The following is a 23,233-nucleotide window of genomic DNA, read 5'->3' on the forward strand; positions in this document are numbered from 1 at the left end:
AAGATATACTGCCTTATGCCGTGACTCAGTGTTTGACAGGGGGATTCCCTGTTCGTCGCAGTGGTAGACACAATGACTATTATGACTACGCAAGCAGAGCTCAGTGCTCAGCTACCCACCGCCTACTGTCCGACCCGTATTCCAGCGGAAGATCAGGCCCGGGTTGAAGAGATAAAGCGGCTTCTAAACGCCCATAACGCCGTTTTGGTCGCCCACTACTACACCGATGATGCCATTCAGCAGCTAGCGGAAGAGACCGGCGGCTGTGTCGCTGACTCGCTGGAGATGGCGCGCTTTGGTGCTCGCCATGACGCCACCACGCTGGTCGTTGCGGGGGTTAGATTTATGGGTGAAACCGCCAAAATACTCTCGCCTGAAAAGCGCGTGCTGATGCCTACCCTGGAGGCCACCTGCTCGTTGGATATTGGCTGTCCTGCCGATGAGTTCAGTGCTTTCTGTGATGCCCACCCTGACCGCACCGTGGTGGTGTATGCCAACACCTCTGCGGCGGTTAAAGCGCGTGCGGACTGGGTAGTGACCTCGTCGATTGCGGTCGAGGTGATTGAGCACCTGCAAGCCAAGGGCGAGAAGATTCTCTGGGCACCCGACAAACATTTGGGTGGCTACATCCAGAACAAAACTGGCGCCGATATGTTGATGTGGGACGGCGCCTGTATCGTCCATGAGGAGTTTAAGGCCAAGGGCGTTGAAGACCTTAAGCGCATCTATCCGGATGCCGCGGTGCTGGTGCATCCAGAGTCGCCGGAGCCGGTGGTTAAACTGGCTGATGTGGCAGGTTCCACCTCGCAGCTGATCAAGGCGGCTAAAGAGCTGCCCAACGATAAGCTTATTGTGGCGACGGATCGGGGTATCTTTTTCAAGATGCAGCAAGCGGTGCCCGACAAAACCCTGTTTGAAGCGCCGACAGCGGGCAACGGTGCCACTTGCCGCAGCTGCGCTCACTGCCCATGGATGGCTATGAACGCGCTGGATAATCTGGCGGGTGCGTTGCGCGAAGGGAGTGGTGAGATTCAGGTGGATGAAGCATTGCGCCTACAGGCCTTAAAACCCCTTGAACGCATGCTTAACTTCAATGCTTAGCGAGAAAAGATTAACCGAATGTCATTGCGAACAAAGTGAAGCAATCTCGGAGTGACTGCTACCGCAGGTTGAGATTGCCGCGTTGCTGCGCTCCTCGCAATGACATAGGTTTAGTTAAAATCTTCCAGGGTTTCGCGATACGCAATAAAGTCTTCTCGGCGTTGTTCTATTCTTGCCAACGCCTGCTGGTCATTTTCCCGCTCGGCGGCATCCCGGGCGATGGAGAGCTGGCGAATGCCGCGATCTACGCGGCCGGKCAGCTGAAGATACTCTGCGCGCGCTAAATGACCCCAGCTGTCATGGCCGCTGCGCCCGGCTGCTTCCGCCAGCAGGTTAAAGCCTTGCGGGTTTTCCGGGTTTTGCGCGGTAATATCGTTCAGCAGTTGATAAGCCGCCGGAGGGTCACGCTGCAGCTGCGCCTCAGCCAGGGTCAGCTGGGCAGGCAGGTAATTGGGTATAAAGCGTAGTAATCGCTGGCTGCGCTGAATGGCCTGGTCGTAGCGGCCAGCTTCCAGCGCGACGCTCGCCGCAGAGGCGGGTAGCATGGCATAGTCGGGGTGCTGATTGGCAAGTCTATCCAGCTGCTCCAGGGCGCTGTCGATTTGGCCGTTGCGAGCGTCGATTAGCGCGGCTAAATAGTTCTGAGCGGCTTGTTCGGCACCTTCCTGCGCAAGGCGTGAAGCGGCTTKCTGGGGAGTGTTGGCGTAAATACTCAGCAGTGCGCGGGCGCGCATCATGTCGTAGAGGGTGTCGCTGGTGTAAGCATCGGTGACATTGAGTTGGGCTGCGCGGGCTTGCGCGGCGCTTAAGCGATTATCGGAGACCGGGTGGGTGAGCAAGAATTCCGGCGGTGTATCGCCCTGCAGGCGGGCCATGCGCTGCATGGCCGAGAACATACGCACCATTGCCTGGGGGTCATAGCCCGCGTCGGCCATAGCCTGCAAGCCTATGTTGTCGGCTTCCTGTTCAAACAGCCGTGAGTAGCTGAGCTGATCCTGAATCAACGCCGCCTGAGAGCCCATGGCGGCCGCCATGCCAACGTCGCCGCCCCCACTGGCGGCAATCAGCATACCTGCCAGCATGGCCGCCATGGCGGGCAGTTGGGTTTGAGCCGCGCGGGCACTCCCGCGGGCATAGTGGCGTTGAGAGAGGTGGCCCAGTTCGTGGGCTAACACCGAGACAAAAGCCCCTTCATCTTCGGCAAACGCGAAGAGGCCCGAATTGATACCCACTACGCCGCCAGGTACGGCAAAGGCGTTAAGTGAGCCGTTATCGMCCATAACGGTGATCGTGCGCAGGCCGCTAATTTGGCTATGTGGGGCTAATCGGGCAATCAGACTTTGCAAATAATCATTGGCAATGGGGTCTTGCCACTGGGGGGCTTGGGCACGAAACTGGCGCAACCAGGCGCGGCCCAAGCGATACTCTTCATTGCTGACGGAGGTAGATGCCGCCCCTAAACTTGGCAGGCCATAATCGTTATTAGCCGCGCTGGGTGGGCTAAACAGTAGGCTGCCACAGGCACAAGCGAACGCACATATCCAGCCTGGGTAAGCGGTACGAAGGGTCGGCATGGCATCCTCTTAAGTAGTGGTTAAGTACAGCGGTCAGGGTATGCATTGATTGAGAGTGTGACATTGATAAACACGGGGAAGTGCCGTTAAATCGACTACCTAGTGAAATCAATCGCTAAAAGACAGTGTATGCCGCAGGGTTTATTAAACAACGTTTATGCAACAGCATTGATAAATCTATGTAGCCAATAGGCAGGTCATTTTGAGGGAGAGTGTATGTCTGAGCAAACCGGGGGCTTTCAACCCGACACGGTGCTTGACGCTTGTGGGCTGCATTGCCCGTTGCCATTGCTAAAAGCGAAGCAGGCTTTGTCGAGCTTGGCGGCAGGTCAATTATTGGAAGTACGTTCGACGGATGCGGGTTCGTGGCGGGATATGGCGTCGTTTACCGACCAGAGTGCACATACCCTGGAAGGTCGTGAACAGCGCGACGACGTTTATGTGTATTGGATTAGAAAAGCTGGGGATGCGCACCCATGACCCTGCGCACGATTCTAAAAAGCTGGGTGGAGCGTTACTTCTCAGACGAAGAGGCGCTGATCCTGCTGGTAGTGCTGGTGGCAGGCTTTGCAGCGATTATTTGGTTCGGGCGGATGCTGGCGCCCTTTTTTACCGCGCTGGKAATTGCGTTTCTGTTGCAAGGCGTAGTGGGGGCGTTTACCCGGCGAGGAGTGCCGCACCTGCTGGCGGTGATCCTGGTGTTTTTAGCCTTTATTAGTGTGCTGCTTACCCTGGCGTTTATTCTGATGCCGCTGATCTGGAACCAGCTAGTGGGGCTGGTGCAAGAGACGCCGCGGATGTTCGCCAGTGGCCAGGGGTGGTTGGATGAGTTACAGGCGCGCTACCCGAATATTATTACGCCGGATCAGATGCAGAGCTGGATTGGGGTGGCGAGCCGTGAAATCAGTCAACTGGGTCAGCGCGCCTTAACGCTCTCGCTGGCGTCGTTAGGCAATATCATGTCGCTGATTATCTACCTGGTGCTGGTGCCGATTCTGGTCTTCTTTATGCTCAAGGATCGCGACGTACTGGTCGGTTTTATACTTTCGCTACTGCCCCAAAAGCGCACTCTGCTATCGCGTATTTGGCGTGAAATGGATGATCAAATTGCCAACTATATCCGCGGCAAGTTCATTGAAATCATTATCGTGGGTACGGTAGCGTTCTTTACCTTTGCATTCTTTGGGTTGCCGTATACGGCGTTGTTGGCTGTGTTGGTAGGGCTTTCGGTGTTAGTGCCGTATATCGGGGCGGCGGTGGCCACGCTGCCGGTTGCTGCAGTGGCGGGGTTCTATTTTGGCCTTAGCGAGGATTTTGTCTATGTGCTGGTGGCTTATGGCGTGATTCAAGCGCTGGATGGCAACGTATTGGCGCCGGTTCTGTTCTCTGAGACCAATAATATTCACCCGGTTTCTATTATTGTGGCGGTACTGTTCTTCGGCGGGGTTTGGGGGTTCTGGGGTATTTTCTTTGCCATTCCACTAGCTACCCTGCTGAAAGCGCTGATCTACGCTTGGCCGCGCAGCATGCATGGACGTGATGCGCGGCAGGGCCTGCAAGCGCCGGCGGCTCAAGAGGTCGAGTAAGGTTTACCCATTACCCGTGGCGGGTCGGCACCGGGTAATGGGTTATCTGAAGGAGCGTTGGAAAAGCTAGCTAGCGGCGTTAAGTTGTTCAGCCGCAGCCAGCACTTCTTCAGCGTGGCCAGGCACTTTCACGCCGCGCCACTCCTGGGCTAGCTTGCCTTCCTTGTCAATCAGGAAGGTACTGCGTTCGATACCCAGATGCTCCTTGCCGTACATCTTCTTGAGCTTGATAACGTCAAACAGCGTGCAGACATTTTCATCTTTGTCAGAGATCAGGTCGAAATTGAAATCCTGCTTGGCCTTAAAGTTCTCCTGGGCGCGCAGGCCATCGCGGGAGACGCCAAGAATCACCGTATTCGCCGCGTCGAAGGCGGGTTTGCGGTCGCGGAAATCACCGCCTTCGGTGGTGCAGCCGGGTGTGCTGGCTTTGGGGTAGAAGTAAATAACCACTTGTTTGCCGCGTAGTTCCGACAGGGTCACGCGGGTATCCCCGGTGGCAGTGGCGGAAAAATCTGCGACAGACTGGCCGATTTCAACAGACATGATGAGATCCTTATTAACGTTGGATGTTAAGGGTGATTACACGCAAGCCAGGGGCTATTGTCAAAGCGCAAAACAGGGTGACGAAAAACTCACACCGCTTTACGCTGTACAGGCTCGAATCGCCTGAGTACCATTTGGCCTCTGTGCGAGTTGGGCACTTGGGGCAAAATAGCCCGATTGCTCTCAATACTTAGCACTTAAAACATGTAGCACTTAAAACACGTATCGCTTAAAACACTTGGCACTTAAAAAACACAGATAGTTGATATCACAATTTGGCTGGTGAGGAATAAACGGATGATCACAGGCAGCATCGTCGCCCTGGCGACGCCTATGAAGGTCAATGGCGACATCGACTGGGAGGCGCTTCGTCGTCTGGTGAACTTCCATCTCGACAATGGCACTGATGCCATTGTGGCTGCTGGCACCACGGGCGAACCTACGACCATGTCCTTCGCGGAGCACTTTGATGTGATTCGCAGCGTGGTAGAAGAGGTCAATGGCCGTATTCCCGTGATTGCGGGCACCGGGGCCAATGCCACTTCAGAGGCAGTAGAGCTGGCGCGCTACGCCGGTGAAGTCGGGGCTGATTACTGCTTGTCAGTATGTCCTTACTATAACAAACCCACCCAGGAAGGCCTCTACCAGCACTTTAAAGCGGTCGCTGAGGGCAGCAAGCTGCCGGTGATCCTGTATAACGTGCCGGGCCGCACCTGCTCGGATCTCTACAACGAGACCGTGTTACGTCTGGCCGACGTCGATAATATTATTGGTTTAAAAGATGCCACGGGGAACCTAGAGCGTGCAGAAGATCTAATCACTCGCCTAAAGGGCAGTGGTTTTATGCTCTACTCCGGTGACGATGCGACCGCCTGTGACTTTATGCTGATGGGTGGCCATGGGGATATCTCCGTCACCGCCAATGTTGCCCCTCGGGCGATGCATGAGCTTTGCACGGCAGCCGTGTCGGGTGATTCCGATAAGGCGCACCAGATTAATACGCGGCTGATGCCGCTGCACACCAACCTGGGCATAGAGTCGAATCCTATCCCGGTGAAGTGGGCGCTGAACCGTATGGGTTACGCGGACGCGGGTATTCGTTTGCCGCTAACCTGGTTGTCGGAAAAATACCACGCCACGGTGAGCGAAGCGCTGCAGCTGGCGGGCGTCGTAGAGGAGTAACCCCGACGCAATACCCTTTGCTACCCAGCTCACTTAATTCTGAGCTGGGTACCTGATTTGTTGACTTAAGGTGGCTTGATGAGCTCTGTGCTTGAAATTCGTGCGCTTAAATGGGTTCCGCTGGCAATCGCAGCGGCTGTCGCGCTCTCTGGTTGTGCGCGGGATGGTTTTTACGACGACCGTAATCTTGACTACACCGACGCTGCGCCAGCGCCGCCGCTAGTGTTGCCAGAGACCCGCAATACCCAACGCTACCGCGATGCGCTGCCGGTTCCTCAAGCCGCCGCCCAAGGTACGCGACTTGACGAAGCGGCAGAGATTCGTCCCCCACAGTCACTGGCTATTGGCAGTGGAATGGAGCCTGAGTACGTTGAGCGCCGCGAAGTCGGCGATCAAACCTGGCTAGTCGTCGCCGCTGATACCGGTACGGTGTGGCCGCAGCTGGAGGAGTTTGTGCGTAGCCGTCAGTTGGAAGTGCTACAGAGCAGTGCTTCCCAGGGAGTTATCGTTACCTCCCAGGCGGAAATACAGCTACAGAGCGCGCTACGTGCAGGCAGCAGCGAAGTTCGCTGCGAACGCGGTGGGCAAACCATGGCTAGCTGCCTGGATGCGCTGGAGAGCCATCTAAGTTCGCGCAGCGCGTCCGCCAGCGTCTCTTCTTCCTGGACCGCTCAGCGTCTTACCGATGAGCAGACACTGCAAATTCGCCAGCAAGACGACGAATGGGAAGTGGTTATACCGCAGCCAGTTGACCGCGTGTGGGCCGAGTTGAACCACTACCTTGAGCTGGACTTTGCTCAGGAAGGTCAGCGCGATTTGCTGGCCGCAGATCCTGCTAGTCACGAGTTTATGGTTGAATATATGACCGAAACCGAGCGCAACCGTAACCCGTTGCAAATCGTCTTCAGCGCGGACGTGCGCAAGATGTCTCAACAGATCCGTCTTGCCTTGCAGCCTGATGGCGATCAGACGATTCTGCGTGCCATTAACGCCAGCGAGCGGACATTCAGCGCCGATGATCAGCGCGAGCTGCTTGAGCGTGTCTCCGGCTATTTACGTTAATTTGTTGATCTTTAACCCTTTACGGAGCCCCCATGGAAAAGCGCCAAGAACTCTACGCCGGTAAGGCGAAATCTGTGTATACCACCGACGATCCGGATTTGTTGGTGCTCAACTTTCGTGATGACACCAGCGCCTTCGATGGCAAGAAAGTGGAATCGCTGGCCCGCAAGGGGATGGTCAATAACATCTTTAACGCTTTCATTATGGAGCGGCTTCAGGAAGCGGGGATTCCCACCCACTTCGAAAAGCAGCTCTCCAATACGGAGAGTCTGGTCAAAAAGATGCAGATGATCCCGGTGGAGTGCGTAGTGCGCAACATCGCCGCGGGTGGCTTGGTCAAACGGCTTGGCGTCGAAGAGGGCATCGCCCTTACGCCACCTACCTTTGAACTGTTCCTGAAGAACGATGAGAAGGGCGACCCGATGATCAATGAGTCGCTTGCGGAGACCTTTGGTTGGGCCACGCCCGAGCAGTTAGCCAAGATGAAGGTATTAACCTTCAAGGTTAACCATATCCTCAAGGCGCTGTTTGCTGAGGGCGATATGCTGCTGGTGGATTACAAGCTGGAGTTCGGCGTATTCAAAGGTGAAGTTGTGCTGGGCGATGAATTCTCCCCGGACGGTTGCCGCCTTTGGGACGCCAACACCCGTGAAAAGCTGGATAAAGATCGCTTCCGCCAGGGGTTGGGTGGCGTGATCGAGGCCTATGAGGAAGTTGGCCGTCGTTTGGGTATTACCTTTCCCGCCGCTTAAGCTGCCGCGGATGGGCCATTACTCAGCGTAAGGTTCGATAGCCATCACCTCTAAGGTGGTGGCTTCGCCATTTTGGCGAGGACAAAACTTAACGTCCACATCGCGCAGCCGAAGGCCATAAAGCCGATCAGAATCGCTATCCTTTTGCTTATAGGCGGGCCTGGGGTCCTGGCTTAGCACCTGCTCAATTAATGCCAGCAGGGTGGCGCTGTCCTGGCGCTGGGCCAGGCTAGCCAGTGCTGTGGGATGAAAGGTGACCGCCATCAGTGAGGGTGTCTCTGGGGCAAAGCCTGCCTGTGCGTTAGGATGAGCTTCAGCCCAGGGCAGATAAGGCTTGATATCGACCACCGGGGTGCCGCTGACCAGGTCGCAGCCCTGGAGCTGCAGAGTGACACCGTGCTGGGTGTCGATGCCGACTAATTTCACCAGTGAGAGCCCCAAGCGGTTAGGGCGGTGAGTGCTGCGACTGGCAAAAACGCCCACCTTTTTATTGCCTCCCAGGCGTGGCGGCCTGACCAGCGGTGACCAGCGTTCGGGGCTGTGATGAAAAATGAAGCTCAGCCACAGGTGGCTGAAGTCTGCTAGGCCGCGCACGGCGAGTGGGTCGTTGTAGGGTGCCGTGAGTACAAGCCGGGCATTGGCAGCAGGGGCGAGCCCTGGCTGGCGGGGAATGCCGAACTTATCAGGGTAGTCGCTGACCACATGGCCTATGGGCGTGAGCGTAAAGTGCTCGTTGTTAGGGGCGTCGTCCATCACACTGCACTGCCTTTTGCTGAGATTGATGCGCATAGAATTGATGCGTAGAGGGTTGCTGCGAGTAGTATAAAGCAGACCAATGGCTTAAACGCCATCAATGGGGCGTGACCCAGTGGGCATGATCGAATGAGTCTTGATTGAATGTTAGCTGAACAGCTCAGAGGTGACGCATGACCAATACCGCAGAGCAACAAACGCCTGTGCCGACAAGCGCGCGCGTCATGTATCGGGCGGCGCTGGCACGCGATGCCGCCGACCAGGCAGAAGTGTTTTACCACGCCGTGATGCAGGGCGCGGCGACGCATTACACGCTTTCAGAGCGAAAGGCCTGGGCACAGGCATTGCCCCGTGAAGGCAGTGCCTGGGGCGTGCGACAAGCGCTGTATACCACCTTGGTGGCTGCCTGCGATGGTCGCTGCGTGGGTTTTTTGGAGTTGGACTTAGCCGCCGGGCGGGTTGAAACCCTCTACGTTTGGCCGTCGCTGACCGGTCGCGGTATCGGCACCACGCTGCTGGTGCATGCCGAACGGCTGCTGCTTGAGCAAGGCAAGGGGCAAATTGAGATAGAGGCGAGCGCTATGCTCTATGAGCGCCTGCTGCGCCGTGGTTGGAAAAACCACGGCGAGGAGTGGGTCGAACGAAGCGGGGAGCGACTGTTGCGTTATAAGCTCACCAAGCGGCTTAACGCCGTCGAAACGTAAGCAGAGTTACACGCTGTAGCTGCGCGTAATGCGCATTGAGAGATCAATGGAGGCGATATCTTTGGTCAGTGCGCCGCTGGAGATACAGTCAACGCCGGTATCGGCGATTGCGCGCAGGGTGTTGGCATCCACATTGCCTGAAGCTTCCAGGGTGGCGCGGCCGCCGTTGATTTCGACTGCAACGTGGAGGTCTTCAATGGCAAAATTGTCGAGCATGACAATGTCGGCACCGGCTGCCAGCGCCTGATCCAACTCCTCAAAGGTTTCTACCTCGACTTCCACGGGCAGGTCGCTGGCCAGCTTGCGCGCTTGCGCAACCGCCGCTTTAATGCCCCCGCAGGCGGCAATGTGGTTCTCTTTGATCAAAAAAGCATCCCATAGGCCAATGCGGTGGTTGTGGCCGCCGCCACAGGTGACCGCATACTTCTGCGCCAAGCGCATGCCGGGTAATGTTTTGCGGGTATCCAGCAGGCGCACGCCGGTACCATCGATCAGGTCGACATAAGCGCGGGTGGAGGTGGCAGTGGCCGACAGTGTTTGCAGCACGTTCAGCGCCGCACGCTCCCCAGTGAGCAGAACGCGGGCGGGGCCTTCCAGGGTTAAAAAACACTGCTCAGCCTCAAGCCTATCGCCGTCGGCGGCGTGCCAGGTCAGGCTTACCCGACTATCCAGACGGCGGAACAGCTCATCCACCCAGGGTGCTCCGCACAGTATGGCGGCTTCACGGGTAATAACGTCAGCGCTGGCCCACTGATGTTCAGGGATCAATTGCGCGGTAATATCACCCGGGCCAACGTCTTCTGCTAGCAAGCGAGCGGCGCTGGCGCGGATTTCTTCAGCAAGAGCGGATTGATAATGCATGGCAGTGAATTCTCTGAACGTCGTCTTCGATGACAGGCATTGTAGTGAAAAACAGCGGTGAAGGTGAAAGAGAACACAGAGAGAGCGCTAACGTAGAGGAGCCCTTGCCAGTGGAAAACAAACAACCCTCCGACGGGTGGTGGGAAAACGCGCGTAAAGTCGTTTCACCAAACTGTGACTCTCGGCCCTCCGGTGAGGTGTCGTTGATAGTGATTCATGCGATCAGCCTTCCCCCTGGTCAGTTTAGTGGTCATGCTATTGAGGCGCTATTTACCAATCAATTGGCGCTAGATGAGCATCCGTTTTTCGCCGAAATTGCCCATTTAAGAGTCTCTGCACACCTGCTTATTCGTCGCGATGGCGAGTGCGTGCAGTTTGTTGATACAGATCAGCGTGCTTGGCATGCGGGGCGCTCATGCTGGTGGGACACTCGCCAAGCAGGGTGGCGAAGGGCGCTTAACGATTTCTCGGTGGGGATTGAGCTTGAAGGGGATGACGTTACCCCCTATAGCAAAGCCCAGTATGACGCGCTGGTAGACGCGGTGGTGTGGCTAATGGCGAGTAACCCCCAGCTAGATAGCAGCCGTATAACCAGCCATGCCCATGTGGCGCCGCTGCGCAAAACAGACCCTGGCCCGGCGTTTGACTGGGCGTATTTTCAGCAGCGGCTGGGATCGCGCCTTGAGCGTTAGCGGTTGGATTACGTTTTTCCGCGCTAAGTATTTCACTAATAACGTAATAAAACGGTAGTTTAATTACATTGGGTGACTGGTTGGTAACCCTGGAAAATGCTCTATGTATTGCTTATGTTGCAGTGCAATAGTTTGTTTTCGATAGGCTTTTACGCTGCGACAGAATTGGCAGCGTGGCGACTTTGAGGTATCTTCCCCTATACAAAAGGCTAACTTTTAACAAAATTGTGTAGCTTTACTACATCAATAAGTACGTAGCTTATTGAATGTAGAGCTAAAACCCCTATCCGGCGTTTAATCACCGGCTGAATGTAGGCGAGTGGTGGAGTTCGACACCGCCGTCCCAGGCCATTCGGGTAGCGGGGATTATTGTCATTTATCGTCATTCGGAGAGACCTCTATGAGTCTGGAGACAAGAGAAGATCTCGATCCGATCGAAACCACGGAATGGATTGATTCCCTGGAATCGGTATTGGATCGTGAGGGCGAAGATCGTGCCCGCTACCTGATGACCCGCCTGGCGGATCGCCTGCGCCGGGACGGCATGAAGGTGCCCTTCTCGGTGACAACCCCGCACCGTAATACGATCCCGGTTCACCGCGAAGCCCCGATGCCTGGCGACCTGTTCATGGAGCGCCGTATCCGCTCTTTGATCCGCTATAACGCCATTGCGCAGGTCATTCGTAATAACCGCGCCAAGCCCGGCCTGGGTGGCCACATTGCCAGCTTTATGTCCTCGGCAACGCTGTATGACGTGGGCTTTAACCACTTCTTCCGCGCTCCCCAGGGCGACTTTGCCGGTGACTTGGTCTATATCCAAGGGCACGTGGCGCCGGGTATCTACGCGCGTTCCTATTTGGAAGGCCGTCTGTCTGAAGAGCAGATGGATAAGTTCCGCCAGGAAGTGGATGGCGATGGCCTCTCTTCCTACCCGCACCCGTGGCTGATGCCGGACTACTGGCAGTTCCCCACGGTCTCCATGGGKCTTGGGCCGATTCAAGCAATTTACCAAGCGCACGTGATGAAGTACCTGCATCACCGTGAGCTGAAGGATATGTACGACCGCAAGATCTGGTGCTTCATGGGCGACGGTGAGTGTGACGAGCCGGAATCCCTGGGTGCCATTTCACTGGCCGGTCGTGAAAATCTCGACAACCTGATCTTCGTTATCAACTGCAACCTGCAGCGCCTGGACGGCCCGGTACGCGGCAACTCCCGCGTCATGGACGAGTTCGAAGGCGTCTTCCGCGGGGCTGGCTGGAACGTCATCAAGGTCGTTTGGGGCCGTCATTGGGATCCGCTGTTCGAGAAGGATAAGAAAGGCATCCTTCAGAAGCGTATGGACGAAGCGGTCGACGGCGAGTACCAGAACTACAAGGCCAACGGTGGCGCGTATACCCGCGAGCACTTCTTTGGTAAGTACCCAGAAACCGAAGCGATGGTCAAAGACCTCTCTGACGAAGATATCTGGAAGCTCAACCGCGGTGGCCACGACCCGTTCAAGGTTTACGCGGCGTATAACGAAGCGGTTAACACCTCCAACGGCAAGCCCACGGTCATCCTGGCGCACACCGTTAAAGGCTACGGCATGGGCAGCGGCGATGGCGAAGCGGCCAACGAAGCGCACCAGGTCAAGAGCATGGAGTACGAAGCGCTCAAGACCTTCCGCGATCGCTTCGGTATTCCATTAACCGACGAGCAGCTCAAAGACGTGCCGTACTACAAGCCGGAAGAGGACTCTCCCGAGCTCAAGTATATGCACCTGCAGCGTGAGCGACTGGGTGGTTACTTGCCCAGCCGCCAGAGCGACTTTGAGGCCCTGGAGATTCCTAGCCTCGAAGACAAAACCTTTGCCTCGCAAATGGGTGGCTCGAAAGGTCGTGAAGTCTCGACCACTATGGCGTTTGTACGCGTCCTCAATGGTCTGGTGAAAGATAAGCAGTTGGGCAAGAAAGTCGTGCCGATTATTCCCGACGAGGCGCGTACCTTCGGTATGGARGGCATGTTCCGCCAGTTGGGTATCTACACCTCGGAAGSCCAGAAGTACGAGCCGGTAGATAAAGGCCAGATCATGTTCTACCGCGAGGATCAGAAAGGTCAGATCCTTGAAGAGGGCATTACCGAAGCGGGCGCGATGTCGGCCTGGATCGCCGCGGCGACCTCCTACAGCAACAACAACGTCACGCTACTGCCGTTCTACATCTACTACTCGATGTTCGGCTTCCAGCGCATTGGTGACTTGGCTTGGGCGGCTGGCGACCTACAGGCGCGCGGCTTTATGGTCGGCGGCACCGCGGGGCGTACCACCCTTAACGGCGAAGGCTTGCAGCACCAGGATGGTCACAGCCTGATTCAGGCATCCACCATTCCCAACTGCCGCAGCTACGACCCGACCTACGCCCATGAAGTGGCGGTCATCATGCAGGATGGCCTGAAGCGTATGTTCACCGATAAGGAGAACTGCTTCTACTACCTGACGGTAATGAACGAGAACTACGAGCACCCGGCGCTAGAAAACGTMCCTGCTGACGATATCGTCAAAGGCATGTACCTGCTACGCGAAACCAAGGGCGACAAAGGCCGTGTTCAACTGCTGGGCTCGGGCACTATTCTGCGTGAAGTGGAAGCCGCCGCTGAGTTGCTCGAGAACGATTGGGGCATTGGCGCCGACATCTGGAGCGTGACCAGCTTTAACGAGCTGCGTCGTGAAGCGCTGCTGTTGGATCGTGAAGCCTTCCTAAGCCCTGAGGCCGAGGCCAATAAGCCCCACGTCACCAAGTGCCTGGAAGGGCGCGACGGCCCGATTATCGCCTCGACCGACTACATGAAGCTGTATGCCGATCAAGTGCGCGCCTGGGTGCCGGGTGACTACACTGTACTGGGTACCGATGGTTTTGGCCGTTCCGATACCCGTGAGAAGCTGCGTTACTTCTTCGAAGTAGATCGCTACTTCGTTACCGTGGCGGCGCTGCGTGCGCTGGCTGAACGTGGTGAGATTGATCGCAAGCAGGTTGGTGAAGCGCTTAAGAAGTATGGCATTGATGCCAATAAGCCTAACCCGCTGACTAGCTAAACCGCTGACCGGTGGGTGCTTGCCCACCGGCTCGATCCGATTTGGAAGGAGCGCGACCTTGAGTAGCGAAATCATCAAAGTTCCCGATATCGGCGGCGATACCGATGTCGAAATCATCGAGATTGCGGTGTCAGAAGGCGACGTCATTGAAGCGGAAGACACCCTAATCACGCTGGAATCCGACAAAGCCAGTATGGATGTACCAGCCCCGAAAGGTGGCAAGGTACTGAAAGTGCTGGTCAAAGAAGGCGATAGCGTCTCGGAAGGAGACGATATCGTTGAGCTGGAAGTCGAAGGTGGCAGCGACGAGAAACAAGAGAGCTCGTCTGACAGCCAGCCTGAAGAGGCCCCAGCCAAGCAAGAAACACCCAAAGAGCCGTCTCAAGAGCAGAAGCCCGCGGCTAAAAAATCAGCGGGTGGCAAGCAGACGGTTGATATTAAAGTGCCGGATCTCGGCGGCTCGGACAGCGTCGAAATTATCGAAGTCGCCGTTAGCGAAGGCGATGAAATCGAAGCCGAAGACACCCTGATCACCCTGGAGTCTGACAAAGCCTCCATGGACGTGCCCAGCCCCCATAGCGGTAAGATCGTTAGCTTTACCGTGAAAGAGGGTGACACGGTCTCGGAAGGCGATGTGATCGGCCAGATGGAGATCGTCGGCGAAGGCGATGACAGCGAAGACGCTGCTGACGAGCAGGCATCCAGTCAAACCAGCAGCGAGCCGGAAGCGACGGCTGTACAGGATGACGAGCCAGAAGAAGCCGCCAGCGAATCGCCTGCGCGCAAAGAGATTCGCGTGCCGGATCTTTCCGGTGCTTCTGACGTGCCGATTATCGAGATTGGTGTAGCGGCAGGCGATGAAATCAACGAAGAAGATCCGCTGATTACCCTGGAGTCCGACAAGGCCTCTATGGACGTGCCTAGCCCCTATAAAGGTAAGCTCCTTGAGCTAACCGTTAAAGAGGGCGACACCGTTTCCGAAGGCGATGTGATCGGCTATATGGAAGTGGCGGGTGCCAAGAGTCAGCAAGCGGCACCGAAAAAAGCGGCGCCCGAAAAATCTGAGCCTAAAAAAGAGGCCAAGGCCACTGAGTCTCCGGCGGGCACGCCCAGTCCTGAAGCCCAGATGGCGGCCCATAAGCCCCGTGATGGCAAGCTGGTTCACGCCGGTCCCGCGGTGCGTATGCTGGCCCGCGAGCTGGGCGTCGACTTGGGGCTTGTGAAGCCCAGCGGCCCGAAAGATCGCGTGCTCAAAGAGGACGTGCAGTCCTACGTGAAGCAGGCGATTGCCAATCAGGGCAAAGCCCAGCCCGGCGCGGCAGCCGCGGCGACGGGTGGTGCGGGTATTCCGCCGATCCCGGAAGTCGACTTCAGCCAGTTTGGTGAAGTGGAAGAGAAGCCCATGGGGCGCCTGCTCAAGATGGGCGCGACCAACCTGCATCGCAGCTGGCTTAATGTGCCTCACGTTACCCAGTTCGACGAAGCGGACATCACCGAGCTGGAAGCTTTCCGCAAGGCGATGAAGGCCGAAGCGGAAGCCCAGGGCGCCAAGCTGACGCCACTGCCGTTTATGGTTAAGGCCTGTGCTTTTGCGCTGCGTAAATTCCCGCAGTTCAACGTCAGCTTGAAGGGTGACGGTGAAACTCTGGTATGGAAGAACTATGTCCATATCGGTATCGCCGTGGACACGCCTGATGGCCTGATGGTGCCAGTGGTACGTAACGCCGACAAAAAATCCTTGATCGAGATTGCCAAGGAGATGGCGGAGCTAGGCAAAAAAGCCCAGACCAAAAAGCTCAAGCGCGACGAGATGACCGGTGGCTGCTTCACTATTTCGAGCCTCGGTTCGATTGGTGGTACGGCATTTACACCGATCGTCAACGCGCCGGAAGTGGCTATTTTGGGTGTCTCGAAAGCGCAGATGAAGCCGGTTTGGGATGGCAGCGCCTTCCAGCCGCGCCTGATGATGCCGCTGTCGCTCTCCTACGATCACCGCGCGATCAACGGCGCCGACGCGGCACGCTTTACTGCCTTCCTGGCAGATGTGCTGACTGATATTCGTCGCTTACTGCTTTAATTGGTAGCGATGTGCTCTCACAAGCGGCGCCCCTCGGGGCGCCGCTTGTGTTTACTAAGCGTAAATGCTGCCTAAACCTCTCGCAGGGCGACCAAAGTGGTAGATTTAGGGCATTTGGCTGTTTTAATTTAAAAAAATTGAAATAAAAGCGGGTCTCTCAGGCTTTTGGGGAGTTGTGTCGCTTGAGAGGCGCGGTTATTGTCAGTTAACAGAATTTACATACTCATTTTTCGAACTCTTTTTTCATACCAAGAACTTCAAGGAGCAGTGCCATGCGTTTAATCCTGTTGGGTGCCCCCGGCGCGGGGAAGGGGACTCAAGCTCAGTTTATTTGCGAGCAATTTAAGATTCCTCAGATTTCCACCGGGGATATGCTGCGCACGGCCATTAAAGATGGCACTGAGCTGGGCCTGAAAGTAAAAGAGATCATGAACAGCGGTGGCCTGGTGTCTGACGATATCATTATTGACCTGGTCAAAGAGCGCATCAGCCAGCCTGACTGCGAGAACGGTTTTCTGTTCGATGGCTTCCCACGCACGATCCCCCAGGCTGATGCCATGAAAGAGGGCGGCGTTAAGCTGGATCACGTAGTGGAAATTGCTGTGCCCGACGAAGAGATTGTCAGCCGCTTGGCGGGTCGCCGTGTGCACCAGGCATCGGGCCGGGTTTATCACGTAGACCACAATCCGCCCAAAGAGCCGGGCAAAGACGATGTGACCGGTGAAACGCTTATTCAGCGTGAAGACGACCAAGAGTCCACGGTGCGCAATCGCCTGTCGGTTTATCACGACCAAACCGCGCCGCTGGTTGATTACTATCAGCAGTGGGCCGAGCAAGACCCCCAGAGCGCCCCCCAGTACCACCGCATCGAAGGCGTAGGCAGCGTGACGGATATTACCCGCCAGGTAAAAGAAGCCCTGAGTTAATAAGAGCCCTTAACTGATAAAAACGCTTAGCTTACTATAAGCGTTTTTCGCCTTTGCCGATGGCCCGCATTAAGCGGGCCATCGTCGTGTTGGCGTGACAAAGGTATAATGCCGCAATCTTTCTTTCGAGTGGCCAATTTGCTATGCCGTTACATCTGCTTGCCCTGGACGCCTCTTCAAGCGCCTGCTCTGCAGCACTGCTGCGCCAAGACGACTCGGGCACTGAGTGCTTGGCGCGCTTTGAGATGACGCCCCGCGCCCATACCCGTCGGCTGCTGCCGATGGTGGATGAAGTGCTTGCCGACGCACAGCTAACGCCTTCCCAGCTTGACGCCGTGGCCTTTGGCCGAGGCCCTGGATCTTTTACTGGCCTGCGTATAGCGGCGGGAGCCGCTCAAGGGCTGGCGTTTGGCCTCGACTGCCCATTGTTGGGTGTGTCTACCTTGGAAGCGTTAGCGCTGCAGGCCCATCGCCGCTACCACCTTCGCCACGTGGTGACCGCCTTGGATGCGCGCATGGGCGAGGTGTATGCCGCGACCTGGCACTGTCTTAAAGACACCCTTACCCCTATGAGCAAGGAAGCCGTGCTCGCGCCTGAGGCGCTGCGCCTGCCAGGGGAAGAGACCGACTGGGTCGGTGTGGGCAGTGGCTTTACGCTGTGGGAACGCTTCACTGTCGACGTACAGCTCAGCATGCCCCAACATTTGGATGATTTAGAGCCCCGCGCCGAAGAGATGGCGTGGCTGGCGGCGCGTGATTTTGCCGCTGGGCTGGGGCAAGCCGCGCATCTGGTTCAGCCGGTTTATCTGCGCAACGACGTGGCCTGGAAAAAGCCTGCATGAGTTTTGTAGAACGCTATGTTGAGAGCCTCGTTGAGAACGACGTTGAGGGTATTGTTCTACCTGATGACCTGCGTTTAGAGCAGCGCGATGAAGGGTTAGTGCTGATCGGTGATGAGAAGCGCTACGGCAAGCCACTCAGCGTTGACTTTGCGGCGGGCAAAGCGGCTCATCGGCGCCGCTTCGGCGGTGGCCGTGGCCAGCTAATTGCTAAGGCCTGTGGGCTTGCCAAGGGAGTGACGCCCAGTATCGTTGATGCAACGGCAGGGCTGGGGCGTGATGCCTTTGTATTGGCTAGCCTAGGCGCCCAGGTGTTGTTAATTGAGCGAGTCTCGGCGATTGCGGCGCTGTTGGAGGATGGCTTGAAGCGTGCCTCCAGACATAGCGATACGGCGGAAATTGCTGCCCGGATGACGCTGCGTCACGGCGATGCCGCTCAAACCTTGGCGGAGCTTGTCGCCAGTGCTGACTTTACGCCGCAGGTGATACATCTGGATCCGATGTTTCCCCATCGTGAAAAATCGGCGTTGGTGAAAAAAGAGATGCGCCTGTTTCGCGAATTGGCCGGTGATGATGACGATGCCCCACGCCTGCTGGAAGCGGCGCTGGATGTGGCGACGCATCGCGTGGTGGTAAAGCGCCCCCGTAAAGCGCCGCCTATTGCGGGTCCGGCACCGCAGCATACCCTTGAGGGTAAAACCAGCCGTTATGATTTGTATGTCCATCGTTCATTAGTGCGTTAATCGGCTTACTTATTAGCGCTAACGCAAGGAGCATCCATGCAGAACGCGTGGCGAGAAGGTAATCGATTTACGCTGCTACCGGAGGCCACACGCTTTCTACCCGCTATGTTTGAAGCGGTGCATGCCGCGCGGCACTATGTGTTGGTAGAGCTCTACTTGATGGAGTCGGGGGAGCTGGCAGATCAAGTCAGCGATGTGCTGATTGAGGCTGCCCAGCGCGGCGTCAGCGTCTGCTTGCTGCTGGATGGGTATGGCGCGATGGGGCTCTCCAGTGATGATCGTCTAAACCTACTGCACGGCGGCGTTCAATTGCGCTTTTTTAACCCCATTGGCTTTCACTCTTTAGCGCGGAACCTGAGCCGCGATCACCGCAAAATAGTGGTTGTTGATGGTGAGCTTGCTTTCACTGGCGGATTTGGCGCAGTGGATGAGTTTCTCAACGCCTGGTACGAAATTGCGCTGCGTATTGAAGGCCCGGTGGTGGCCGAGTGGGAGCTGCTGTTTCGGCGCCTGTGGCACTCGCGGCTGACCCGCGGTGAGAAGGGCGATGGCCGCGCGGTGGCTCTCCCAGAGCGCCGCGAGCCTAAGGCGCTGGCCAATGGCGTGCCGGGGCGGGCAATGTCAGCCCGTGGCTACCGTTATCAAGCAATTCGCCACTCGCTGCACCACCGTGTCAGTCAGGTCGAGCAGCGTCTCTGGCTGTGTACGCCCTATTTTGTGCCCACCTTTGCCCTGCGTCGACGCTTGATTAAGGCGGCTCGTCGCGGGATTGACGTGCGTTTATTGTTGCCGGGGGCCAAGCATGACCATCCCAGTGTGCGTTTTGCCGGTCAACGCTTCTATCACACTATGCTCAAGGCAGGGGTGCGCATTTTTGAGTTCCAGCCGACCTTTATCCACGCCAAGTTTGTGCTCGCCGATGAGTGGGTGAGCATTGGTTCGTGTAATTTTGATCACTGGAATCTGCACTGGAACTTAGAGGCGAACCAAGAGGCGATGGACCCTCAGCTAGCGGCTGATGTGCACGCCCTGTTCGAGCGTAACTTTGCCGCCAGCGAGGAGGTAGACGCCGCGGCTTGGGCGGCACGGCCCTGGGGCCAGCGCGCCCGTGAGTGGCTCTATGGCGTGCTGGATGCCATTGTGACGCGGCTTAAGTAACGAAAAGTGCCTAGCGCTTTTTGCCCTTTGCCGGCGTTTTTTTACGCGGTTTGGGTTTGGGGGTTTCCGGCGGCACGCGGTAGTGCAGGTAAAGATCCAACACCAGTTCCGGCAACTGCACCACCAGCGACTCTTGACGCGTTTGATCTTTCGCCAGCTCGGCCATATCCGGCTCGTCGTCGAATAGCCCAGAGAGCAGCATAAACGGCAGCAGCAGCGTGGCGGCGGCCTCTTCATCGTCCTGGAACCAAGCGCTCTCGTCGCTGAAGACGCCCTCCATAAAGCCTGCACACCAATCGCCAATGGGGGTATCTTCGGCGGGTTCGCCGCCTAGCGTTAGCTCAAAGGGGAGTTCCGGTAAGCCGCCTTGTTCAAGTACCGCCACCGCGTTGTCACGCAGCAGTGTTAGCAGGGTGATAATCTCATCACGCTCGCTATCATCGGCATAGCGTGGCTCGCCCTGAAACAGCTCCGCCAGCCACTGGGTCGGCGGCACTTCGCTAGGCGCCACCGCAAGCGCCACTAAAAAGCCATGGGCGGAGATCAGGTCAAGGGCGTCTTCACCCACTTGATCAGAGTCGAGGAAGTCGTCCAGTCTATCCAACTGCTCATCCTCGAGCAGTGGCTGCGGCGGCGTGTTGGTGTCGGGCGTGTCACTGCGCTCTGCCATGGGTAAAGCCTCATCTATACAATCGTTCATCAATGGTTATCTTTAACGGCTAGTTTATCACTAATGAAGACATTACCACTGCCCCCTTGGCCCGCCGCTGAATTGGCCGCCATGTCGGAAACAGCGTTACACCGGGCCGCGCGGACGCGCGTTGAACAGGCGTGGCAGCGCTGTTGTGAAGTGAGCCCTGCGCTGCCAGCCCCCAAAGTGTGGTTTAACCTACGCGGCGCGTCGGCCGGTCAAGCCCACCTGGGGCATGGCGGCTTACGCTTAAACCCGGTGCTGCTGAATGAAAACCGCGCAGCGTTTTTTGACGAGGTGATTCCCCATGAAATGGCCCACTGGCTGGTGTTTCATTTGGACAATGGCCCGCGTTTAAAACCCCACGGCCGCGAGTGGAAAACGGTGATGCGTGATCTGTTTGGCTTAGTGCCCAGCGTGACCCACCGGTTTGATATTAAGCAGGCGCAGTCCGCACCTTATCGTTACCAGTGTGATTGCCGGTTTCATCAGTTTACCCCGCGACGTCATGCTTTAGTGGTAAACGGGCGCCGTTACCGCTGCCGACACTGCGCTAAGACGTTGGTCTACAGGCCGGAAGATGTGCTTTGATTCGTTTATAAATATCTGTTTTTTAAATGAAAAATGCTAATACCAATGTCTAAAGGGAAGCCCGCGTGAGGAGGTTTATGCTAGGGGCACATTACTGGGTGTCGATACGACGAATAACGTTCAATAACCCCTGACACAATAGTATCGACTATATTTTCTAGAGAGTGCATTTCCACGGACAGAGGCAATTTCATGAGCAATCAACAGAACGTCTATCCGGTGCGCGACGATTTCGCCGCCAATGCCTGGGCCAACCAAGCCAAGTACGAGGCCATGTATCAGCAGTCGATGGACGATCCGGAAGGCTTCTGGGCTGAGCAGGCTAAACGCCTTGACTGGATTAAAGCGCCCAGCAAAATCAAAAACACCTCTTTTGCACGTGACAATGTTGATATTCGCTGGTTTGAAGATGGGCTGCTTAACGTTAGCGCCAACTGCCTGGATCGCCATCTAGACAAGCGCGGCGACCAAACGGCGATTATTTGGGAAGGCGATAATCCCAATGACTCCAAACACATTACCTATCGCGAGCTTTATGCACGTACCAACCAGCTTGCCAACGCGTTGAAAGAGCTGGGCATCGGTAAAGGCGACACCGTAACACTGTATATGCCGATGATTCCCGAAGCCGCCATGGCGATGCTTGCCTGTGCACGTATCGGTGCAGTGCACTCGGTTGTCTTTGGCGGCTTCTCACCCGATGCCGTTGCTCAACGGGTCATTGGCGCCGACTCCAAGCTGGTGATTACCGCCGATGAGTCGGTGCGCGGTGGCAAGCACGTGCCGTTGAAAGAGAACGTGGACGCCGCGCTAACCCGCGAAGGCACTGACGTGTGCAAAAACGTCCTGGTGGTGAAGCGCACCGGCGGTGAGATTGAGTGGAAAGAAGGCCGCGATGTGTGGTTTGACGAGCTGGTCGACAAGCAGTCCAGCGAGTGCGAAGCCGAAGCTATGGGCGCCGAAGACCCGCTGTTTATTCTCTACACTTCAGGCTCAACCGGTGCGCCTAAAGGCTTGAAACACACCACAGGTGGCTACCTGACCTACGCCGCCATGACTCACCAGTACGTGTTCGACTATCAAGAGGGTGAGATTTACTGGTGTACTGCGGACGTTGGCTGGGTCACCGGGCATAGCTATATTGTTTATGGCCCCTTGGCGAACGGTGCGACCACCTTAATGTTTGAAGGTGTTCCCAGCTATCCGACCCATGGTCGGCTGGGCGATATCGTTGATAAGCACAACGTTAATATCCTCTATACTGCGCCCACCGCGGTACGTGCACTGATGGCCCATGGCGATAACGTCATGGATTCGAGCAAACGCGATAGTCTGCGTCTGCTGGGCTCCGTGGGCGAGCCGATTAACCCGGAAGCCTGGGAGTGGTTCTACCGCGTTATCGGCAACGAAAAATGCCCGATTGTGGATACTTGGTGGCAAACCGAAACCGGCGGCATCATGATTGCGCCGCTGCCGGGCGCTACGCCGCTTAAACCGGGTTCTGCGACGGTTCCTTTCTTTGGTGTGAAGCCCGCTCTGGTGGATAACGAAGGTAATATCCTGGAAGGTGCCACTGAAGGCAATCTGGTGCTTCTTGACGCTTGGCCGGGGCAGGCGCGCTCTATTTGGGGTGATCACGAACGCTATACTCAGACCTACTTCTCGACCTACGACGGTATGTACTTCACCGGTGACGGCTGTCGTCGCGATGAGGATGGTTACTACTGGATCACTGGCCGTGTGGATGATGTTCTGAACGTGTCCGGTCACCGCATGGGGACCGCCGAAATTGAGTCCTCGCTGGTGGCGCACAGTGCCGTTGCTGAGGCAGCCGTTGTTGGCTTCCCGCACGATATTAAGGGACAAGGCATCTATATCTATGTCACTCTGAACGACGGTATTGAGGAGTCCGACGAACTCAAAAAAGAGCTGACGCAATGGGTGCGCAAAGATATTGGCCCGATTGCTTCGCCGGATGTTATTCAGTGGGCGCCAGGCTTGCCGAAAACCCGCTCGGGTAAAATCATGCGCCGTATCCTGCGCAAGATTGCCGCTAACGAGTGTGATGGCTTGGGCGATACCAGTACGCTGGCGGATCCGTCGGTGGTCGATGAGCTGATTGAGCATCGCGTCAATCAATAATGGTGACATCGATCTAAGCTGTTTAGCCGCCCCCAGCCCTTGATAAAACCGTGCCGACCCGAGTAGGTCGGCACGACTGTGTTTGTAGATACGAGTTTATAGATATGCGTTTATAGATACGCATTTCACTTGTATGAACTATCTATTATAAATTGTGCATGTGATGCTTGGGCATGATGAAGC

General features: G+C 56.4%; 21 protein-coding genes. 16 read left to right on the top strand and 5 right to left on the bottom strand.

Translation table 11 applies throughout. The annotated features are described in order from the left end of the window. The first annotated feature begins 72 nt into the window (after positions 1 to 72). Positions 73 to 1,101 carry a quinolinate synthase NadA gene (nadA, locus tag HALO_RS05225; RefSeq protein WP_035585480.1) on the top strand — a complete coding sequence of 343 codons (1,029 nt, stop codon included), beginning with the start codon at positions 73 to 75 and terminating at the stop codon, positions 1,099 to 1,101. A gap of 110 nt (positions 1,102 to 1,211) precedes the next feature. Here nadA and HALO_RS05230 read toward each other — a convergent pair whose 3' ends face one another. After that, a complete protein-coding gene (locus HALO_RS05230) occupies positions 1,212 to 2,675 on the bottom strand; it encodes a M48 family metalloprotease (RefSeq protein WP_050713145.1) in 1,464 nt (487 codons plus the stop codon). A gap of 216 nt (positions 2,676 to 2,891) precedes the next feature. Between HALO_RS05230 and HALO_RS05235 the strand changes: the two genes are divergently transcribed. Next, entirely contained in the window at positions 2,892 to 3,155 is a 264-nt protein-coding gene (locus HALO_RS05235) for a sulfurtransferase TusA family protein (RefSeq protein WP_035585476.1), read from the top strand. Then, the gene (locus tag HALO_RS05240) at positions 3,152 to 4,261 is read left to right on the top strand and encodes an AI-2E family transporter (protein ID WP_050713146.1); all 1,110 of its coding nucleotides are present in this window, start codon (positions 3,152 to 3,154) and stop codon (positions 4,259 to 4,261) included. The genes HALO_RS05235 and HALO_RS05240 overlap by 4 nt, the downstream gene beginning before the upstream one ends. Before the next feature lie 66 nt (positions 4,262 to 4,327). On the opposite strand, the gene HALO_RS05245 is transcribed toward HALO_RS05240, so the two are convergent. Continuing rightward, on the bottom strand, positions 4,328 to 4,804 hold the full coding sequence (locus HALO_RS05245; protein ID WP_035585472.1) for a peroxiredoxin: 477 nt from the start codon (positions 4,802 to 4,804) through the stop codon (positions 4,328 to 4,330). A 297-nt stretch (positions 4,805 to 5,101) separates the two neighbouring features. On the opposite strand from HALO_RS05245, the gene dapA reads away from it, so the two are divergent. From dapA to purC, 3 genes are all read left to right on the top strand, one after another. Next, the gene (gene dapA / locus HALO_RS05250; protein WP_035585470.1) at positions 5,102 to 5,986 is read left to right on the top strand and encodes a 4-hydroxy-tetrahydrodipicolinate synthase; all 885 of its coding nucleotides are present in this window, start codon (positions 5,102 to 5,104) and stop codon (positions 5,984 to 5,986) included. Positions 5,987 to 6,064: 78 nt separating this feature from the next. Further along, positions 6,065 to 7,048 (top strand): outer membrane protein assembly factor BamC, encoded by a 984-nt coding sequence (bamC, locus tag HALO_RS05255; protein ID WP_035585469.1) that lies wholly within the window; start codon positions 6,065 to 6,067, stop codon positions 7,046 to 7,048. A 32-nt stretch (positions 7,049 to 7,080) separates the two neighbouring features. Then, positions 7,081 to 7,800, top strand: a complete 720-nt coding sequence (gene purC, locus HALO_RS05260) for a phosphoribosylaminoimidazolesuccinocarboxamide synthase (RefSeq protein WP_035585467.1) — start codon at positions 7,081 to 7,083, stop codon at positions 7,798 to 7,800. Positions 7,801 to 7,818: 18 nt separating this feature from the next. Here the strand turns inward: purC and tsaA are convergent, their stop codons facing one another. Further along, complete coding sequence (gene tsaA, locus HALO_RS05265) at positions 7,819 to 8,553, bottom strand: tRNA (N6-threonylcarbamoyladenosine(37)-N6)-methyltransferase TrmO (protein WP_035585465.1); 735 nt, start codon at positions 8,551 to 8,553, stop codon at positions 7,819 to 7,821. Between the two features lie 173 nt (positions 8,554 to 8,726). Here tsaA and HALO_RS05270 point away from each other — a divergent pair, with 173 nt between their 5' ends. Then, the gene (locus tag HALO_RS05270; protein WP_035585463.1) at positions 8,727 to 9,257 is read left to right on the top strand and encodes a GNAT family N-acetyltransferase; all 531 of its coding nucleotides are present in this window, start codon (positions 8,727 to 8,729) and stop codon (positions 9,255 to 9,257) included. Between the two features lie 6 nt (positions 9,258 to 9,263). On the opposite strand, the gene nadC is transcribed toward HALO_RS05270, so the two are convergent. Continuing rightward, positions 9,264 to 10,118 carry a carboxylating nicotinate-nucleotide diphosphorylase gene (gene nadC / locus HALO_RS05275; RefSeq protein WP_035585461.1) on the bottom strand — a complete coding sequence of 285 codons (855 nt, stop codon included), beginning with the start codon at positions 10,116 to 10,118 and terminating at the stop codon, positions 9,264 to 9,266. A 110-nt stretch (positions 10,119 to 10,228) separates the two neighbouring features. Between nadC and ampD the strand changes: the two genes are divergently transcribed. From ampD to HALO_RS05310, 7 genes are all read left to right on the top strand, one after another. After that, positions 10,229 to 10,810, top strand: a complete 582-nt coding sequence (gene ampD, locus HALO_RS05280) for a 1,6-anhydro-N-acetylmuramyl-L-alanine amidase AmpD (RefSeq protein ID WP_035585459.1) — start codon at positions 10,229 to 10,231, stop codon at positions 10,808 to 10,810. A 400-nt stretch (positions 10,811 to 11,210) separates the two neighbouring features. Further along, positions 11,211 to 13,883, top strand: a complete 2,673-nt coding sequence (gene aceE, locus HALO_RS05285; RefSeq protein WP_050713147.1) for a pyruvate dehydrogenase (acetyl-transferring), homodimeric type — start codon at positions 11,211 to 11,213, stop codon at positions 13,881 to 13,883. 58 nt (positions 13,884 to 13,941) lie between these two features. Next, positions 13,942 to 15,960: a pyruvate dehydrogenase complex dihydrolipoyllysine-residue acetyltransferase gene (gene aceF / locus HALO_RS05290; protein WP_035585454.1), complete on the top strand. Its 2,019-nt coding sequence runs from the start codon at positions 13,942 to 13,944 to the stop codon at positions 15,958 to 15,960. 272 nt (positions 15,961 to 16,232) lie between these two features. Then, positions 16,233 to 16,886 (top strand): adenylate kinase, encoded by a 654-nt coding sequence (gene adk / locus HALO_RS05295; RefSeq protein WP_035585452.1) that lies wholly within the window; start codon positions 16,233 to 16,235, stop codon positions 16,884 to 16,886. Positions 16,887 to 17,029: 143 nt separating this feature from the next. Beyond that, positions 17,030 to 17,728, top strand: coding sequence for a tRNA (adenosine(37)-N6)-threonylcarbamoyltransferase complex dimerization subunit type 1 TsaB (tsaB, locus tag HALO_RS05300; protein ID WP_035585450.1), 699 nt, complete (start codon positions 17,030 to 17,032; stop codon positions 17,726 to 17,728). Further along, entirely contained in the window at positions 17,725 to 18,468 is a 744-nt protein-coding gene (locus HALO_RS05305) for a class I SAM-dependent methyltransferase (RefSeq protein ID WP_035585448.1), read from the top strand. Before tsaB ends, HALO_RS05305 begins: the two co-directional genes overlap by 4 nt. Before the next feature lie 36 nt (positions 18,469 to 18,504). Continuing rightward, positions 18,505 to 19,626, top strand: coding sequence for a phospholipase D-like domain-containing protein (locus HALO_RS05310; protein WP_035585446.1), 1,122 nt, complete (start codon positions 18,505 to 18,507; stop codon positions 19,624 to 19,626). A gap of 10 nt (positions 19,627 to 19,636) precedes the next feature. Here the strand turns inward: HALO_RS05310 and HALO_RS05315 are convergent, their stop codons facing one another. Next, a complete protein-coding gene (locus HALO_RS05315) occupies positions 19,637 to 20,296 on the bottom strand; it encodes a YecA/YgfB family protein (RefSeq protein WP_035585751.1) in 660 nt (219 codons plus the stop codon). A 63-nt stretch (positions 20,297 to 20,359) separates the two neighbouring features. On the opposite strand from HALO_RS05315, the gene HALO_RS05320 reads away from it, so the two are divergent. Both HALO_RS05320 and acs read left to right on the top strand, forming a co-directional pair. Next, positions 20,360 to 20,908, top strand: coding sequence for a SprT family zinc-dependent metalloprotease (locus tag HALO_RS05320; protein ID WP_035585444.1), 549 nt, complete (start codon positions 20,360 to 20,362; stop codon positions 20,906 to 20,908). A 192-nt stretch (positions 20,909 to 21,100) separates the two neighbouring features. After that, entirely contained in the window at positions 21,101 to 23,050 is a 1,950-nt protein-coding gene (gene acs, locus HALO_RS05325; RefSeq protein WP_035585443.1) for an acetate--CoA ligase, read from the top strand. Positions 23,051 to 23,233: the final 183 nt, after the last annotated feature.

The organism is Halomonas sp. R57-5 (genome assembly GCF_900070345.1).
GTDB lineage: Bacteria > Pseudomonadota > Gammaproteobacteria > Pseudomonadales > Halomonadaceae > Vreelandella > Vreelandella ventosae_B.

Bases quoted from the DNA above. Each gene is read 5' to 3' on its own strand.
- nadA (WP_035585480.1), top strand. From the start codon at position 73: ATGACTATTATGACTACGCAAGCAGAGCTCAGTGCTCAGCTACCCACC.
- HALO_RS05235 (WP_035585476.1), top strand. From the start codon at position 2,892: ATGTCTGAGCAAACCGGGGGCTTTCAACCCGACACGGTGCTTGACGCT.
- HALO_RS05245 (WP_035585472.1), bottom strand. From the start codon at position 4,804: ATGTCTGTTGAAATCGGCCAGTCTGTCGCAGATTTTTCCGCCACTGCC.
- dapA (WP_035585470.1), top strand. From the start codon at position 5,102: ATGATCACAGGCAGCATCGTCGCCCTGGCGACGCCTATGAAGGTCAAT.
- bamC (WP_035585469.1), top strand. From the start codon at position 6,065: ATGAGCTCTGTGCTTGAAATTCGTGCGCTTAAATGGGTTCCGCTGGCA.
- purC (WP_035585467.1), top strand. From the start codon at position 7,081: ATGGAAAAGCGCCAAGAACTCTACGCCGGTAAGGCGAAATCTGTGTAT.
- tsaA (WP_035585465.1), bottom strand. From the start codon at position 8,553: ATGGACGACGCCCCTAACAACGAGCACTTTACGCTCACGCCCATAGGC.
- HALO_RS05270 (WP_035585463.1), top strand. From the start codon at position 8,727: ATGACCAATACCGCAGAGCAACAAACGCCTGTGCCGACAAGCGCGCGC.
- nadC (WP_035585461.1), bottom strand. From the start codon at position 10,118: ATGCATTATCAATCCGCTCTTGCTGAAGAAATCCGCGCCAGCGCCGCT.
- adk (WP_035585452.1), top strand. From the start codon at position 16,233: ATGCGTTTAATCCTGTTGGGTGCCCCCGGCGCGGGGAAGGGGACTCAA.
- tsaB (WP_035585450.1), top strand. From the start codon at position 17,030: ATGCCGTTACATCTGCTTGCCCTGGACGCCTCTTCAAGCGCCTGCTCT.
- HALO_RS05305 (WP_035585448.1), top strand. From the start codon at position 17,725: ATGAGTTTTGTAGAACGCTATGTTGAGAGCCTCGTTGAGAACGACGTT.
- HALO_RS05310 (WP_035585446.1), top strand. From the start codon at position 18,505: ATGCAGAACGCGTGGCGAGAAGGTAATCGATTTACGCTGCTACCGGAG.
- HALO_RS05315 (WP_035585751.1), bottom strand. From the start codon at position 20,296: ATGGCAGAGCGCAGTGACACGCCCGACACCAACACGCCGCCGCAGCCA.
- HALO_RS05320 (WP_035585444.1), top strand. From the start codon at position 20,360: ATGAAGACATTACCACTGCCCCCTTGGCCCGCCGCTGAATTGGCCGCC.
- acs (WP_035585443.1), top strand. From the start codon at position 21,101: ATGAGCAATCAACAGAACGTCTATCCGGTGCGCGACGATTTCGCCGCC.